13 protein-coding genes and 1 tRNA gene are annotated in these 13,773 nt (G+C 69.3%); 6 read left to right on the forward strand and 8 right to left on the reverse strand.

Annotation, left to right across the window (positions count from 1 at the left end; genetic code table 11):
* Window positions 1-29: 29 nt before the first annotated feature.
* The 5 genes from ACAG20_RS07270 to fdhD all read right to left on the reverse strand — a co-directional run bounded on the left by ACAG20_RS07270 (window position 30) and on the right by fdhD (window position 2,779).
* Window positions 30-929, reverse strand: a complete 900-nt coding sequence (locus ACAG20_RS07270) for a class I SAM-dependent methyltransferase (protein WP_370492327.1) — start codon at window positions 927-929, stop codon at window positions 30-32.
* Between the two features lie 87 nt (window positions 930-1,016).
* Window positions 1,017-1,304 (reverse strand): WXG100 family type VII secretion target, encoded by a 288-nt coding sequence (locus ACAG20_RS07275; RefSeq protein ID WP_041316779.1) that lies wholly within the window; start codon window positions 1,302-1,304, stop codon window positions 1,017-1,019.
* A gap of 34 nt (window positions 1,305-1,338) precedes the next feature.
* Complete coding sequence (locus ACAG20_RS07280) at window positions 1,339-1,632, reverse strand: hypothetical protein (protein ID WP_041316776.1); 294 nt, start codon at window positions 1,630-1,632, stop codon at window positions 1,339-1,341.
* Between the two features lie 212 nt (window positions 1,633-1,844).
* Window positions 1,845-1,964: a hypothetical protein gene (locus ACAG20_RS07285; RefSeq protein ID WP_370492328.1), complete on the reverse strand. Its 120-nt coding sequence runs from the start codon at window positions 1,962-1,964 to the stop codon at window positions 1,845-1,847.
* Window positions 1,961-2,779, reverse strand: coding sequence for a formate dehydrogenase accessory sulfurtransferase FdhD (gene fdhD / locus ACAG20_RS07290; protein ID WP_370492110.1), 819 nt, complete (start codon window positions 2,777-2,779; stop codon window positions 1,961-1,963). The genes ACAG20_RS07285 and fdhD overlap by 4 nt, the downstream gene beginning before the upstream one ends.
* 57 nt (window positions 2,780-2,836) lie before the next feature.
* Between fdhD and fdh the strand changes: the two genes are divergently transcribed.
* The 3 genes from fdh to nrfD are packed head-to-tail and all read left to right on the forward strand — an operon-like array spanning window position 2,837 to window position 8,132.
* Window positions 2,837-6,127 (forward strand): formate dehydrogenase, encoded by a 3,291-nt coding sequence (gene fdh / locus ACAG20_RS07295; RefSeq protein ID WP_370492111.1) that lies wholly within the window; start codon window positions 2,837-2,839, stop codon window positions 6,125-6,127.
* Window positions 6,127-7,086: a 4Fe-4S dicluster domain-containing protein gene (locus ACAG20_RS07300; RefSeq protein WP_370492112.1), complete on the forward strand. Its 960-nt coding sequence runs from the start codon at window positions 6,127-6,129 to the stop codon at window positions 7,084-7,086. The genes fdh and ACAG20_RS07300 overlap by 1 nt, the downstream gene beginning before the upstream one ends.
* Window positions 7,083-8,132 carry an NrfD/PsrC family molybdoenzyme membrane anchor subunit gene (gene nrfD / locus ACAG20_RS07305; protein WP_370492113.1) on the forward strand — a complete coding sequence of 350 codons (1,050 nt, stop codon included), beginning with the start codon at window positions 7,083-7,085 and terminating at the stop codon, window positions 8,130-8,132. Before ACAG20_RS07300 ends, nrfD begins: the two co-directional genes overlap by 4 nt.
* Before the next feature lie 6 nt (window positions 8,133-8,138).
* On the opposite strand, the gene ACAG20_RS07310 is transcribed toward nrfD, so the two are convergent.
* Entirely contained in the window at window positions 8,139-8,351 is a 213-nt protein-coding gene (locus tag ACAG20_RS07310; RefSeq protein ID WP_370492114.1) for a DUF2945 domain-containing protein, read from the reverse strand.
* 2 nt (window positions 8,352-8,353) lie between these two features.
* Window positions 8,354-9,331 (reverse strand): selenide, water dikinase SelD, encoded by a 978-nt coding sequence (gene selD, locus ACAG20_RS07315; protein ID WP_112689516.1) that lies wholly within the window; start codon window positions 9,329-9,331, stop codon window positions 8,354-8,356.
* A gap of 36 nt (window positions 9,332-9,367) precedes the next feature.
* On the opposite strand from selD, the gene ACAG20_RS07320 reads away from it, so the two are divergent.
* The 3 genes from ACAG20_RS07320 (at window position 9,368) to selB (ending at window position 12,593) form a co-directional block, all read left to right on the forward strand.
* A tRNA-Sec gene (locus ACAG20_RS07320) sits at window positions 9,368-9,462 on the forward strand.
* Between the two features lie 16 nt (window positions 9,463-9,478).
* On the forward strand, window positions 9,479-10,792 hold the full coding sequence (selA, locus tag ACAG20_RS07325; RefSeq protein WP_370492115.1) for an L-seryl-tRNA(Sec) selenium transferase: 1,314 nt from the start codon (window positions 9,479-9,481) through the stop codon (window positions 10,790-10,792).
* A gap of 13 nt (window positions 10,793-10,805) precedes the next feature.
* Window positions 10,806-12,593 (forward strand): selenocysteine-specific translation elongation factor, encoded by a 1,788-nt coding sequence (gene selB, locus ACAG20_RS07330; protein ID WP_370492116.1) that lies wholly within the window; start codon window positions 10,806-10,808, stop codon window positions 12,591-12,593.
* Window positions 12,594-12,694: 101 nt separating this feature from the next.
* Here the strand turns inward: selB and ACAG20_RS07335 are convergent, their stop codons facing one another.
* Entirely contained in the window at window positions 12,695-13,657 is a 963-nt protein-coding gene (locus tag ACAG20_RS07335; RefSeq protein WP_370492117.1) for a hypothetical protein, read from the reverse strand.
* Window positions 13,658-13,773 lie beyond the last annotated feature (116 nt).

Consider the following 13,773-nt stretch of genomic DNA (forward strand, 5'->3'; position numbering starts at 1 on the left):
ACGACAGTGGCTGGCGTTCTCGACGGGCCCTACCTTTTGATCGCCCGGACCAGCGAATTCCGGGCCACCATCGGGCCGGCTTCGCTGTCCGGACCCGGCACCGGGCGCCCCAGCTCACGCAGGTAGTCCGCCAACGGCGTCGCCACCGCGGTCCAGCCGCGCTCGCCGAACCACTGATCGGCCGGCGCGCAGCGCTCGTTGTAGATGAGTTGATGGAAGACGCGACTGTCGTCGCCGGCGACGACTTCGGCTTGTAGCGCGGCTTGGAACACCTCGTCCGGCAGCGGGGCGCCGTCCTCGACCGCCAGGTGGCTGCCGGGAGCCGCCAGGCCGTCGATACCGGTGAACAGCTGTTCCTGTGCGTCGGCCGGAAGGTAGATCAACAGCCCCTCGGCGAGCCACGCCGAGGGCCGGGCCGGGTCGAAGCCGGCGTCGCAGAGCGCTTGCGGCCAGTCCTCCCGCAGATCCACGGCGACCTCGCGCCGCTGCGCGCCGGGCCGGATACCGCGCTGCGAGAGCACGTAACCCTTGAAGGCCAGCACCTGCGGCTGGTCCAACTCGAAGATGGTCGTCTGGTCCGGCCAGTCCAACCGGTAGCCGCGGGAGTCCAGCCCGGCCGCCAAGATCACCACCTGCCGCACACCGGCCTCGGCGACGCGGCGGAAGTAGTCGTCGAAGTAGCGGGTGCGCGCGCCTTGATAGTTGACGAAGTGCTCGCCGAAGTCGCTACTGAGCAGCTCGTGGTCGGGCAGATTGCCCGCGATCACCGCTTCCCAGTCGCCGCCGGACGCCCGACAGAACAACTCGGCATAGGGGTCGACCACCAACGGATCGGGCTTGCGGGCTTCCAAGGCCCTCGCGGTGGCCACGAACAAGGCGGTCGAACCGACACTCGTGGTGATGTCCCAGCTGTCGTCGTCACTTCGCATCAAAGGCATTCCAGTGACCCTACGCCGGGGTGATCAGTGCGTGATCCCTGCTGGTCGCGGCCCGACCCGCGCAGGTTCGACGCGCGGTCAGCCCCACTTGGCGGCTTCGGCGGTGTCGCGGGCGTTCATCATCAACGTGTTGGTCTCATGCGTCATCGCCATCGCGTGATACGCCCGCACCAACTCCTCCATCGCCTGATTCCACTGCACCTGCCAAGCCTGATACGTCATCCCCGTATCGCCCTGCCACGCCGCCTGCAACGCCGCCTGCTCACTGGCGATATCAGCACCCACCGCCTGCAACGTGCCCGCATACCCATTCATCTCCCCGGCATGAGCCAACATCGCCGGGTAGTTGTACATAATCTGCGACATCAGACTGTGTTCCTTTCTCTGGCCCCGATATCCCTTAAACCCCGGTGTAACCCGACGCCGCCGCCGCATCGGCAGCCACATAAGTACTGCCCGCATCAGCCAGATTCACCTGCGCCATATCCAGCAACGCATTCACCCGCGCCGCCATCGCCACAAACCGCGCATGCGACCCCTGAAACGCCGCCGCCGCCTCACCGACATGAAACGCCTGCGCCGACAACGCCGCCTGCTCAGCCTGCGCCATCGTCGACCGCATCAACGCCGCCTTCGCCCCAAACGCCGACTCCGAGGCCACCAACTGCGGAATATGGGCATCCAACATACTCATCGCCGCACTCCTTTCTGCTCTACCGGTTAGTCGTGAAACACGCCGGTACGGTTCCCGGGCAAGACCGACTGCCCGCCGTCACAGCGCTGCCACGGACACCTTCCGACGGTACGTCCGCAGGGATGACCCCAGTCAATATTTACGGGCAGATCATCCGGAATTTAACAGAATCTACGTCCTGCTGATCCGCTGCCGGTCCGTGATTGCGGCACTCAAGCCGGATCCGCGAGCGGGTGGTTCCCCCCGGAGTCCGGCAGCATCGGCAGCCTGAGGCCCCGGCCGAACTCATCGCGCGCCAGTTCCGCCAGACCGCAGGCGGCGACTACGCTCAGCCGACGATCCGGTCGGCCCGGCTGTAGACGTTCATCGAGTCACCGCGCAGGAATGCCACCAGGGTGAGGCCGGATTGGCTGGCCAGGTCCACGGCCAACGAGGAGGGCGCGGACAGTGCGGCCAGCACCGGGATCCCGGCCATCACCGCCTTCTGCGTCAGTTCGAACGATGCCCGCCCGCTGACCAGCAGGACCGTGCCCGACAGCGGTATCCGGTTACGTTCCAGCGCCCAGCCGATCACTTTGTCGACGGCGTTGTGCCGGCCGATGTCCTCACGTACCACCAGAACCGACCCATCGGAGCTGAACAGTGCCGCGGCGTGCAGGCCACCGGTGCGGTCGAAGACGTCCTGCGCTGAGCGCAGCTGGTCCGGCATCGCGGTGATCGTCGCCGCGGTGACGCTGACCGGGTCATCGCCCGGGCAGTACCGGCTGGCCAGTTGTACCGCGTCCAGCGAAGCCTTGCCGCAGATCCCACACGATGAGGTCATATAGAAGTTGCGGGTGACGTCGATCGTGGGCGGCGGCACGCCGGGCGCCAGCGTCACATCGAGCACGTTGTAGGTGTTGGGCCCGGCCGGCGTACCGCAGTAGCGCGCGCTCAGCACGTCGGCGCGACCGGAGATGATGCCCTCGGTGAGCAAGAAGCCCTGCGCCAGTTCAACATCGGATCCCGGCGTACGCATGGTGACGCTCAGCGGCGTGCCGTTGAGGCGGATTTCCAGCGGCTCCTCCACCGCCAGCGTCTCGGGGCGCTGCGTCGCGGCACCGGCCGCGACATGGCTCACCCGGCGCCGCTGCGTTATCCGACTCATTGCTCCATCATGCTTGCTCGGCTGCGGGAGTGCGGTCGGTTCCCTTAGGCTCGGAAGATGGTTCAGCGAAAATTCCTGGAGTGGCCGGTGATCCGGCAACTGCGCACCGGTGACGTGTTCGGCCGTGGGCCGGCCGTCACCTCCGAACGCACCCGCGCCACCGTGCCGCGAACCGCCACCGCCGACCGGGTGGTGCAGAGCATCTGCCCCTACTGCGCGGTCGGCTGCGGGCAGCGCGTCTACGTCAAGGACGAGAAAGTGGTGCAGATCGAGGGCGATCCGGACTCCCCGATCTCCCGCGGCCGGCTGTGTCCCAAGGGCGCGGCGAGCGAACAGTTGGTCAACTCCCCCGGCCGGCAGATCAAGGTGCTGTATCGGGCGCCACGCGCCACGGAATGGCAGCCGCTGGAACTGGACACCGCGATCGACATGGTGGCAGACCGGTTCATCGCTTCCCGGCGCAGCAAGTGGCAGGACCATGACGCCGACGGGCGGCCGTTGCGGCGCACCATGGGCATCGCCTCACTGGGCGGCGCGACACTGGACAACGAAGAGAACTACATCATCAAGAAGCTTTTCACCGCCGCCGGCGGAGTGCAGATCGACAACCAAGCTCGTATTTGACACTCCGCCACGGTTCCCGGTCTGGGAGCCTCCTTCGGTCGCGGTGGCGCGACACAGTCCCTGCAAGACATGGCGAATGCCGACTGCATCGTCATCCAGGGCTCCAACATGGCCGAGTGCCATCCGGTGGGGTTCCAGTGGGTTGAAGAAGCCCGGGCCCGCGGTGCGGTGGTGATCCATGTCGACCCGCGGTTCACCCGTACCTCGGCGGTGTGCGACAAGCACATTCCGATCCGGGCCGGCTCCGACGTGGTGCTGCTGGGTGCGCTGATCAACCACGTGCTCACCCACGACTTGTGGTTCCGTGACTACGTGCTCGCCTACACCAACGCCGCGACGCTGGTCAGCGAGGACTTCCGCGACACCGAGGACCTGGGCGGGCTGTTCTCCGGGTTCGACCCCGAGACCGGGCAGTACGACCCGTCGACGTGGGCGTATCAAAGCCGCAACGCCGGCGGGGAAGACATCGGCTCGCCCGGCGGCGGTCATGAGCACGGCGCCAGCGCGTCGGCGCGCTCGGTCGGCGAGACGCTCGGCAGCGGCGGCGCGGCACTCGAACACTCCCGGGTGCGGCGCGATGAGACACTGCAGCACCCGCGCACGGTCTTCCAGATCCTCAAGCGGCACTACGCGCGCTACACCCCGGAGATGGTCCGCGACGTCTGCGGCATTGACACCGAGGCGTTCGACTACCTGGCGCGCGCCGTCACGTCCAACTCGGGGCGGGAACGCACCACGTGCTTCGCCTACGCGGTGGGCTGGACGCAACACACCCTCGGCGCCCAGTACATCCGCACCGCCGCGATCCTGCAGCTGCTGCTGGGCAACGTGGGCCGGCCGGGGGGCGGCATCATGGCGCTGCGCGGGCACGCCAGCATTCAGGGTTCCACCGACATCCCGACCCTCTACGACCTGCTGCCCGGCTATCTGCCGATGCCCAAGGCCGGGCGCGACGACACCCTCGCCGCCTACCTGGACCGCGTCGGGTCGAAGAGCCAGAAGGGTTTCTGGGCCGACGCCGACGCTTACCTGGTCAGCCTGCTCAAGGCCTGGTGGGGCGACGCCGCGACCGCCGACAACGACTGGGCTTATCACTACCTGCCCCGGCTGACCGGAGCACATGGCACCTATCAGACCGTGACCGGGATGCTGGCCGACGAAGTCGAGGGCTACTTCCTGCTCGGTCAGAACCCGGCGGTCGGTTCGGCCAACGGGCGCCAACAGCGGCTGGGCATGGCGCACCTGAAGTGGCTGGTGGTACGGGATCTGAACCTGATCGAGTCGGCCACCTGGTGGAAGGACGGTCCCGAGATCGCCTCCGGCGAGCTGCGCGCCGAGGACATCGAGACCGAGGTGTTCTTCCTACCGGCTGCCGGTCACGTCGAGAAGGCCGGGACGTTCACCCAGACCCAACGGCTGCTGCAATGGCGCCATCAGGCCGTGGCCCCGCCGGGAGACTGCATCAGCGAGTTGCAGTTCTTCGTCGAGCTGGGCAACCGCATCCGCGCCAAGCTGGCCGGGTCGACCGATCCGCGGGACCGGCCGCTGCTGGATCTGGTCTGGGACTACCCCGTCAACGAGCACGGCGACCCGGATCCCGAGTTCGTGCTGGCCGAGATCAACGGCCATCAGCTCACCGGCGACGACGCCGGCCGGCCGCTGTCGTCCTATACCGAGTTGCGCGCCGACGGGACCACGGCCGGCGGCTGCTGGATCTACACCGGGGTTTACGCGGACGGCGTCAACCAGGCCGCCCGGCGGGTGCCCGACGGCGGGCCGAGCCGCAGCCAGTCGCAGTGGGGCTGGGCCTGGCCGGCCGACCGGCGGATCCTGTACAACCGGGCTTCGGCGGACCCGGCCGGGGTGCCGTGGAGTGAACGGAAACGCTACGTCTGGTGGGACGCGCAAGCCGGCCGCTGGACCGGCGATGACGTGCCCGACTTCGTGGTCGACCGTGCCCCGGGTGCCCGGCCGGATCCGGCGTCGGGCGGTCCGGACGCGTTGGCCGGTGACGACCCGTTCGTGATGCAGTCCGATGGCAAAGGTTGGTTGTTCGCGCCCAAAGGCGTGGTGGACGGCCCGCTGCCGACCCACTACGAACCGCAGGAGTCACCGGTCGCCAACGCGGTGTATCGCCAGCAGCGCAATCCGGCCCGAATCACCTTCCCGCGCAAAGACAATCTGTCGGCTCCCAGCGCCGGTGAGCGCGGTGCCGAGGTCTACCCGTACGTGTTCACCACCTACCGGCTCACCGAGCACCACACCGCCGGCGGCATGAGCCGATGGCTGCCCTATCTGGCCGAACTGCAGCCGGAGATGTTCTGCGAGGTCTCCCCCGCGCTGGCCGCCGAGCGGGGCCTGGAGAACTACGGCTGGGCGACCATCATCTCACCGCGGGCGGCGATCGAGGCGCGCGTCCTGGTGACCGACCGGATGACACCGCTGGTCGTCGGGGGACACACCGTGCACCAGATCGGGCTGCCGTATCACTGGGGTGTCGGTGGCGACGCGGTGGTGAGCGGGGACGCCGCCAACGACCTGCTCGGGGTGACCCTGGATCCGAACGTGCAGATCCAGGAGTCCAAGGCCGGTTCCTGCGACATCCGGCCGGGCCGGCGACCGCATGGCGAGGCCCTGCTGCGGCTGATCGCCGAGTACCAAAGCCGTTCCGGCGCAACACCACAGACCGGCAACACCGCTGTCGACCCGGAAAGGCGGGACTGATGGGCCAACTGACCGGACCGACCGACCCCGCCGCCGACGCCGGCTGGACAGCGCGACACCGGCGTAAAGGCTTCCTTACCGACACCTCGATCTGCATCGGCTGCAAGGCTTGCGAGGTGGCTTGCAAGGAGTGGAACCACAACCCGGCCGACGGCGACCTGGAACTGCTCGGATCCTCCTATGACAACACCGGCTCGCTGGGCGCCAACACCTGGCGGCACGTCGCGTTCATCGAACAGGGCGCCGACGCCATCGCGAACGCTCGCGAGTCGGGGCGACGGCTGATCGATTTGGGCATGCCGAAAATGCCTGGCGCAGCAGCGGATACCGCGCCGCCGGATACCGACCAGTTCCGGTGGCTGATGTCGTCGGACGTCTGCAAGCACTGCACGCACGCCGGATGCCTGGACGTCTGCCCGACGGGCTCACTGTTCCGCACCGAGTTCGGCACGGTCGTGGTGCAGGACGACGTCTGCAACGGCTGCGGAAACTGTGTGCCGGCCTGCCCGTTCGGGGTGATCGAGCGTCGCACCGATGGCACCGCGGCGCCGAAGTCCGCCCGTGGCACCGCTCCCGGTGAAGTCGGGATTGCCCAGAAGTGCACCATGTGCTACGACCGGCTGGTCGACGGCGGAACCCCGGCCTGCGCCAAGACCTGTCCCACCGAATCGATCAAGTTCGGTGACCATGACGATCTGGTGGCCGATGCCCGCGAGCGGGTGGCCCGACTGCACGCTCAGGGCCGCACCGAGGCCCGGCTCTACGGCGCCAACGAGCACGACGGCGTCGGCGGCACCGGGTCGGTCTTCCTGTTGCTCGACGAGCCGGAGGTCTACGGCCTGCCACCGGACCCGCGGGTCGGCACCGCGGATCTGCCGGCGATGTTCAAGCGGTCGGCGCTGGCCGCGGCCGGGATGCTGGCCGCCGCCGCCGTCGCATTCCTGGGGGGACGGTCATGAGCACGGTCTGGGACGGTCCGCGGCGCGGCAGGCGTCGGCGCCGTGGCGGCGGCGACGGTGGCCGCGAGATGCCGATGGTGCCCGACGTGCAGTTCACCTCCTACTACGGGCGCCCGGTGGTCAAGCCGGCGCCGTGGACCCACGAGATCGCCGCGTACCTGTTCCTCGGCGGGCTGGCGGGCGGGTCCGGCATCCTGGCCGCCGGCGCCCAGCTCACCGGCCGGAAGCTGTTGCGGCGCAATTCGCGGCTGGCGGCCCTGGTGGCGATCGTGCTGAGCGCGGCGGCGCTCATCAGCGACCTCGGTCGACCGGAGCGCTTCTTAAACATGCTGCGCACCATCAAACTCACCTCACCGATGAGCCTGGGTTCCTGGATCCTGTCCGGTTTTGGCGCGGGCGCCGGGGTGGCGGCCGCCGCCGAGGTCGATCGCATGACCGGCGAGCGGCTACCCCTGGGCCCGCTGCGGCCGGTGCTGCGGGCGGCCGAAGGACCGGCCGGCCTGGAGGCCGCGGTGTTCGCTGCGCCGCTGGCCGTCTACACCGCGGTGCTGCTGGGCGACACCGCCACCCCGACCTGGCACGGCGCCCACCGCGACCTGCCGTTCGTGTTCGTCAGCTCGGCGAGCCTGGCCGCCGGCGGCCTGGCGATGCTGACGACGCCGGTGACCGAAGCCGCGCCGGCGCGACGACTGGCGGTGCTGGGAGTCATCGGCGACCTGATCGCCACCCGGGCGATGGAGCACCGGATGGACCCGATCGTCGCCGAGCCGCTGCAGCAGGGCCGGGCGGGGGTGATGCTGCGGTGCAGTGAAGGCTTGGCGATCGCCGGCGGTATCGGGACGCTGCTGGGCGGCCGGCGCCGCGCGGTGGCGGCACTGTCGGGGCTGGCACTATTGGGGGCCTCGGCGCTGACCCGGTTCGGGGTGTTCGAGGCCGGCATCGAGTCGGCGAAGGATCCGCGCTACACCATCGAACCGCAGAAGCGTCGCCTGGCGGCACGGCGGGCGGCCGGCATCACCGGGGATTCGATCACGACCGCGGGGTGAGCCGGCTCAGTCGTCGAGCTTGCGCAGCGCCGAGCCCTTGTGCATCGCGATGTGATCGGTTTTGTCGCTTTTGATCTCGTACTGCGGTTCGTCGGGGCTCGCCCGTCGGTTGTGCCCCTTGTATTCGGTGTCTTTGGTGTGGACCTTGGTGATCTTGCCGGACACATGCCCGGCCTCGGAGTTCCATCGGACATGGTCGCCGACTTTGAACTGACTCATACTCATCGCACCTCGATTCCGCTTCCCGGGACGGTATGCCCGATCACCGGATACCCGGAAAGCTCCCCGGCAATCAGCAGGCCACCGGAGGTCTGGGCGTCGGCCAGCAGCAGCAGATCATCCTCGGTGATACCGGGTCCGGGTCGCAGCTGCGGGCGCACCCAGTCCAGGTTGCGCTGCGTGCCGCCGGAGACGAAGCCGTCGCGCAGCGCCTCGACCGCACCGCCGATCACCGGCACCGCGCCGCGGTCGATCACCGCGCCCACCCCGGATGCCCGGCACATCTTGTGCAGGTGGCCGAGCAGCCCGAAGCCGGTGACGTCGGTGGCGGCCCGGACGCCCGCTTCCACCGCTTCGTGGGCCGCGTCGCGGTTGAGCCGGGTCATCAGCTCGACGGCTTCGGCTGAGACTTCCCCGGTGCGCTTGTGCCGGTTGTTGAGCAGTCCGACCCCGATCGGCTTGGTCAGCGTCAGCGGAAGACCGGGTGCGGCGGAGTCGTTTCGCAGCAGCCTCTTCGGGTCGGCCACCCCGGTGACGGCCATGCCGTACTTGGGTTCCGGATCGTCGACGGAGTGCCCGCCGATCACCGGACAGCCCGCCTGCTGGGCGACGGCCAGGCCGCCGCGCAGCACCTCGCTCATCAGCTCCATCGGCAGCGTCTCCCGCGGCCAGCCCACCAGGTTGATCGCGACCACCGGGGTCCCACCCATCGCGTAGATGTCCGAGAGCGCGTTGGCGGCCGCGATCCGGCCCCAGTCATAGGCGTCGTCGACGACGGGGGTGAAGAAGTCGGCGGTGGACAGCACGGCGAGGTCGTCGCGCACCAGCACCGCGGCCGCGTCGTCGCCGTCGTCGAGCCCGACCAGCACCCGATCGTGCTGCTGTCCTACCAGGCCGCGCACCGCCTCCTCGAGTTCGCCCGGCGGGATCTTGCAGGCACAGCCGCCGCCATGCGCGTAACCGGTCAGCCGGATGGTCATCGGTTCAGGCTAGCCACACCGGTTAGGTTGAACAGCGGAGGCGTCTGGGTCCTGGTGGGCTCCCCGGTCTTCAAAACCGGTGAGGCCGAGCAACTCGGTCTGGCGGGTTCGATTCCCGTCCGCCTCCGCCATCGGACAGGAGGGGCTGTGAGCCAGGTCGATCCGCGTCGCGCCATTCCACGCACCGATGCCCTGCTGGCGCTGCCCGCGGTACGCGGGGCATCCACCCGGCTCGGCGATCGCACCATCCGGGCGGTGGTGCACGACGTCCAGGACCGGGCACGCCGCGGCGAACTGGCGCCCGACCAGGTGGAATCATCGGTGCTGGAACGTCTTTCATCTCATGCCGGAACCACACTGCGGCCGGTGCTCAACGCCACCGGCGTGGTGATACACACCAACCTGGGCCGGGCACCATTGTCCGCGGCGGCAGTCGAGGCGCTCGTGGCGGCCGCCGGCTATGTCGACGTCGAATTGGATCTGGGAACCGGGGCCCGTTCCAAACGCGGCGTCGCCGCGAGTGCCGCACTGCTTGCGGCGTGTCCGGGCGCCGAGGACGCACTGGTGGTCAACAACGGCGCCGCTGCGCTGGTACTGGCCACCACCGCGCTGGCCACCGGGCCGGGAGTTGCCGGAAAAGAAGTAGTCGTCAGCCGCGGCGAGCTGATCGAGATCGGCGCCGGGTTCCGGCTGCCCGATCTGATCGCCTCCACCGGCGCGGTGCTGCGCGAGGTCGGCACCACCAACCGCACCCACCTGCACGATTACGCCGAGGCGCTGGGACCGCAGACCGGCTGCATTCTCAAGGTGCATCCCAGCAACTTCGCCGTGCAGGGGTTCACCGCGGCGGTCGGGCTACGCGAGTTGCGGGCGCTGGCCGACGAGCACGGTGTGGCCCTGCTGGCCGACCTGGGCAGCGGGCTGCTCGCTGCCGACCCGCTGCTGCCCGACGAGCCGGATGCGGCGACCGCGCTGGCCGCCGGCGCCGACGTGGTGACCGCCAGCGGGGACAAACTGCTCGGCGGGCCGCAGGCCGGGCTGGTGTTGGGTCGCCGTGAGATCGTCGCCCGACTGGCCCGTCATCCGCTGGCCCGCGCGGTGCGGGCCGACAAGCTTGCGCTGGCCGCGCTCGAAGCCACCATCGTCGGTGGCCTGCCACCGGTGACGCTGGCATTGCACGCCGACGCCGAACGCCTGCGGCGCCGCGCCGAGCTGCTCGCGACCGCTGTTGGCGCCGAGACTGTTCCGCATAACGGGCGGGTGGGCGGCGGCGGCGCACCCGGAGTTCTGTTGCCCGGCTGGGCGGTGCGACTGCCCGAGACAGCCGCCGCCCGGCTGCGCGCCGGCGATCCCGCGGTACTGGCCCGGGTGCACGACGGCGCCTGCCTGCTCGACCTGCGCTGCGTGCCCGAGGCCGACGACGCACGGTTGCTGGCCGCGGTGCGCGCGGCGCTGGCGTGACCGTGATGTGGCCATGTTCGTCGTAGCCACCGCCGGGCACGTCGACCACGGCAAATCCACCCTGGTGCGAGCGCTGACCGGGATGGAGCCCGACCGGTGGGCCGAGGAGCGCCGCCGCGGACTCACCATCGATCTCGGGTTCGCGTGGACCACACTGCCGTCGGGCTCCCCGGTGGCGTTCGTCGACGTGCCCGGGCATGAACGCTTCCTCGCCAACACCCTGGCCGGTCTGGGCCCGGCGCCGGTGGTGTGTTTCGTGGTCGCGGCCGACGAGGGCTGGCGGGCGCAGTCGTCTGATCATCGTGATGCCGTTGCGGCGCTGGGTATTTCGCACGGTCTGGTGGCGCTGACCCGGATCGACCGGGTGCCACCCGCCCGGGTCGCCGAGGTGCTGGCCGCGACCCGCGCCGAACTCGCCGAGACCGGGTTGCACGATGCCCCCGCCGTGGCGGTGTCCGCCGTCTCCGGTGTCGGCCTGACCGAGCTGCGAACAGCGCTCGACGAGGTGGTGTCCCAGCTGCCCGCGCCCTGCCCGACCGCACGGGTTCGGCTGTGGGTGGACCGCTCGTTCAGCATCACCGGCGCCGGGACCGTGACCACCGGCACGCTTACCGCCGGCACGCTGGCTCGCGGTGACCGGCTTATCCTGCTCGGGCGGGGACAGCCGCGCGAGGTGACCGTTCGAGGGTTGCAGAGTTGCGGTCACGACTGCGCGACGGTGTCGCCGACGGCACGAGTGGCCGTCAACCTGCGGGGGGTGTCGGCAGCAGACGCGCACCGCGGCGACACGCTGGTCACGGTCGATGCGTGGCCGACCCCCAGCATGGTGGATGTGCGCCGTGCGACCGGTCTCGCGCTGGGCCAGGCGCCCGAACACCTGGTGGCGCACGTCGGCACCGCGTCGGTACCGGCCCGGCTCCGGCCGTTCGACGACGACCATGCCCGACTCACGCTGGAACACGCGCTGCCACTGTCGCTTTCGGATCGACTGGTGTTGCGCGACCCTGGTGGCCGGCGGGTGGTGGCCGGGGTCCGCGTGCTCGATCCCGATCCGCCGGCGCTGCGGCGCCGCGGCGACGGCACCCGACGCGCGGTTGTGCTGGCGGCACTGGCAGCCGGCGGCGATCCGGGGGCAGTGGTGGCCGACCGGGGTGCGGTGTTGCGCGCCCGGCTGCAGCTGCTGGGCTACGACTGCACGGTGGTGCCTGCCGGGGCGCGCGAGGTCCGTGGCTGGTGGGTTCAGACGAGCACCTACCGGGGCTGGCTGGAACGCCTGGGTTCGGCAACCCGGGAGCTGCATGAGCGAAACCCGTTGTCGGCCGGGATGTCCCGTGGGGCAGCGGCTGATCTGTTGGGGCTACCCGAAGCGGGCTTGCTCGACGAGGTGGTCCGTGACGCCGGCCTGGAGTTCCATGACGGCCTGATCCGGATAGCGGGCACCGGTGGCGATCTCGGGCCGGCCGAAGCCGCGATCGCGGCGTTGGAGTCTCGCCTTGCCGCCGAGCCGTTCCGAGCCCCCGACGCGGACGACCTGGCCGCCCTGCGACTGGGGATTCGCGAGCTGGCCGCGGCCGAGCGGGCCGGCCGCTTGCTGCGGCTGACCGAATCGGTGGTGTTGCTGCCGACGGCGCCGGCGCTGGCGATGCGGGAACTGGCGTCGTTGAGCCAACCCTTCACCGCCACGCAGGCCAAGCAGGCGCTGCGCACCACCCGGCGGGTGGCGATCCCGCTGCTGGAGCACCTCGACTCCCGCGGCTGGACCCGTCGGATCGACAACGTCCGTCGGGAAGTGGCGCGCTGACGGATACCGACCCGGTCGGCGGCGCTGCGCGAGCCGGTCTGGGCCATACAGACACGAATGCCCCGGCAGAACCGGGGCATTCGTGCTTGCGGTGCGGCTGGTTACACGTCCGGGGTCAGCAGACCCAGGTCCAGGGCGCTGTAGAGCCCGGCGTCCTCCAGATCGGCCACCGGCGAGACCGCGTCGACATCGGAGAAGTCGGTCGGCGCGAACCACGATGCCATCGAAGAGATGTCGAAGCTTCCGAAGGGCGTCTTGAGGATGTCGATGACATCCTTGCCGTCGCCGTCGGCGTCGTAGTACAGGTTGGTGAAGCCCAGTCCCAGCTGGTGCTGCGCGTACACGTCCCCGTCGCTGGTGACGAACTGGTTGTTGATGCCGCCGCCGAACAACGACTGTGTGATGTAGTTGGTGCCCGACAGCATCTCGCCGTCGCTGTTGGTGAAGGCCGCGGTCAACTTCCAGGTCTGTGACAACGGGTCGTTGACATCGAGCAGCTGAGCACCGTCGAGGCCGTAGGTCGGATCCCACGTCACGTCGGCAGGAGCGTCCTCACCCAGACCCAGGTTCAGGGCGCTGTACAGGCCGGCGTTCTCCAGCGCTTCCAGCGGCGACGCGGGGGTCAGGTCTGCCACGTCGGCCGGCGCGAACCACGCCGCCATCGAAGAGATGTCGATGCTTCCGAAGGGCGTCTTGAGGATGTCGACGACATCCTTGCCGTCGCCGCCGGCGTCGTAGTACAGGTTGGTGAAGCCCAGTCCCAGCTGGTTCTGGTTGTAGATGTCACCGGTGGCGTTGTCGATGAACAGGGTGTTGAGCCCGCCCGTCGACGGGGTGAGGTAGGTCGTTCCGGCGAGTTCCACGCCGTCACTGTGAGTGAAGATCGACGTGACGGCCCAGGTGTTGGCGAACGAGTTCGCCGACTGCAGGATCTCGGCGGTGTCGACGTTGTAGGTCGGCGTCCAGGTCCCCGGAGTCTCCGAGACCTCGGCGCCGGCGGTCGCGGCGGTGAGGAATGCTGCTGCGGCACCTCCGGCGGCGACGCCCAGTATGATCAGCTTCATGATATGTCCCCTTGTTTGTAACCGGTGATCCTGTTCAGATCATGGCTTGGCTAACATTAGGGCTTTTCTGATGTTTCGTCAACCGAAATCACAGGTAAATTTTCCCCTCAAGGTCC

Origin of the sequence: Mycobacterium sp. pW045 (assembly GCF_041287085.1) — a bacterium.
In the GTDB taxonomy this organism is placed as follows: Bacteria; Actinomycetota; Actinomycetes; order Mycobacteriales; family Mycobacteriaceae; genus Mycobacterium; species Mycobacterium algericum_A.

Bases quoted from the DNA above. Each gene is read 5' to 3' on its own strand.
- ACAG20_RS07270 (WP_370492327.1), bottom strand. From the start codon at position 929: ATGCGAAGTGACGACGACAGCTGGGACATCACCACGAGTGTCGGTTCG.
- ACAG20_RS07275 (WP_041316779.1), bottom strand. From the start codon at position 1,304: ATGTCGCAGATTATGTACAACTACCCGGCGATGTTGGCTCATGCCGGG.
- ACAG20_RS07280 (WP_041316776.1), bottom strand. From the start codon at position 1,632: ATGAGTATGTTGGATGCCCATATTCCGCAGTTGGTGGCCTCGGAGTCG.
- fdhD (WP_370492110.1), bottom strand. From the start codon at position 2,779: ATGAGTCGGATAACGCAGCGGCGCCGGGTGAGCCATGTCGCGGCCGGT.
- ACAG20_RS07300 (WP_370492112.1), top strand. From the start codon at position 6,127: ATGGGCCAACTGACCGGACCGACCGACCCCGCCGCCGACGCCGGCTGG.
- nrfD (WP_370492113.1), top strand. From the start codon at position 7,083: ATGAGCACGGTCTGGGACGGTCCGCGGCGCGGCAGGCGTCGGCGCCGT.
- ACAG20_RS07310 (WP_370492114.1), bottom strand. From the start codon at position 8,351: ATGAGTCAGTTCAAAGTCGGCGACCATGTCCGATGGAACTCCGAGGCC.
- selD (WP_112689516.1), bottom strand. From the start codon at position 9,331: ATGACCATCCGGCTGACCGGTTACGCGCATGGCGGCGGCTGTGCCTGC.
- selB (WP_370492116.1), top strand. From the start codon at position 10,806: ATGTTCGTCGTAGCCACCGCCGGGCACGTCGACCACGGCAAATCCACC.
- ACAG20_RS07335 (WP_370492117.1), bottom strand. From the start codon at position 13,657: ATGAAGCTGATCATACTGGGCGTCGCCGCCGGAGGTGCCGCAGCAGCA.